This is a genomic window from Phosphitispora fastidiosa (assembly GCF_019008365.1).
GTDB classification, from domain to species: domain Bacteria; phylum Bacillota; class Thermincolia; order Thermincolales; family UBA2595; genus Phosphitispora; species Phosphitispora fastidiosa.
Genome location: NZ_JAHHUL010000061.1, coordinates 1 through 619, shown reverse-complemented (window position 1 = coordinate 619; position 619 = coordinate 1). Strand labels below are relative to the sequence as shown.

The 619-nt window shown below is 44.3% G+C and carries 2 tRNA genes; both read right to left on the bottom strand.

Annotated features, from left to right (window positions below):
• Positions 1 to 315 precede the first annotated feature (315 nt).
• Positions 316 to 389, bottom strand: a tRNA-Gly gene (locus Ga0451573_RS18930).
• A gap of 155 nt (positions 390 to 544) precedes the next feature.
• Positions 545 to 619, bottom strand: a tRNA-Gly gene (locus Ga0451573_RS18925).

The following is a 619-nucleotide window of genomic DNA, read 5'->3' as shown; positions in this document are numbered from 1 at the left end:
TCGTTCACAACCATCTCTCCACTGTTCAGTTTTCAAAGACCTGTGTTTCCTTTTTGTTCCTGCGGCATCTCTGCCGCGGAGCTTTATCTTACCACATTTGACCCTCTCGAGTCAACTGGTAATCTCTACTGTTTTTTCGAAGCTCTCCGCGGCTCTCTCAAGCCCGGATTTACATCTTACCATGTCCACCCTCTCAGGTCAACTGGTAATCTCTGCTTATTCTACTTCCTAATACATAGCTCAGCTTGACAAATTATTAAAGACAAATATCATTTATATACTATTGCATCAACAATACTGAGTATGTAATTAAATTGGAGCGGGTGATGGGAATCGAACCCACACGACTAGCTTGGAAGGCTAGGGCTCTACCATTGAGCTACACCCGCAAATATCGTAAATCGCCTCTAAAGCAGTTCCACCGGCTAAATAAAATTCTCCCAGGAAGCCTTTGCTAGTTAATTTGGCAAGAAGGGCATGTCATTCCTTGGACATGATAATCAGCCAAAAGGTTAAGGAGATTTTAAAAAAATAGTTTTTAACATGGAGCGGAAGACGGGATTCGAACCCGCGACCCTCGCCTTGGCAAGGCGATGCTCTACCACTGAGCTACTTCCGC